Source organism: Desertibacillus haloalkaliphilus (genome assembly GCF_019039105.1).
Lineage (GTDB): Bacteria > Bacillota > Bacilli > Bacillales > KJ1-10-99 > Desertibacillus > Desertibacillus haloalkaliphilus.
The window spans coordinates 1-346 of record NZ_JAHPIV010000503.1 but is presented as its reverse complement, the minus strand read 5'-3'; the positions used below and the strand labels follow the sequence as shown (position 1 = coordinate 346).

Below are 346 nucleotides of genomic sequence, written 5' to 3'. Positions count from 1 at the left end.
GGTCACCAAACCCCCATAAACTGGTCCAAGTGCGGGCGCTAGTGACAAAATCAAACCACCAAAGCCCATGTACTTGCCAATTTGCATTGGTGGAATACTCATCAAGATCACGTTAAAGACCAATGGCAAAGCAATTCCAGTTCCAACCGCCATGATTAGACGACCAAACAACAACGGCCAGAAACTTGGGGCAAAAATGGAAATAATATCACCGATTACAAATGAAATCATACCCCAAATAAAAATCTTACGCGGACTCATCACAGCCTTTAGATAGGCTGATGTCGTCATCATCAACGCCACAATCAACAAATAAGCTGTTGTTAGCCATTGCACTGTCCCCATT

The 346-nt window shown here is 43.6% G+C and carries 1 protein-coding gene; it reads right to left on the bottom strand.

The features are described 5' to 3' along the window. A partial coding sequence (locus KH400_RS23010; protein WP_217228603.1) for an MFS transporter occupies positions 1 to 345 on the bottom strand: 345 nt, incomplete at its 3' end. Position 346 lies beyond the last annotated feature (1 nt).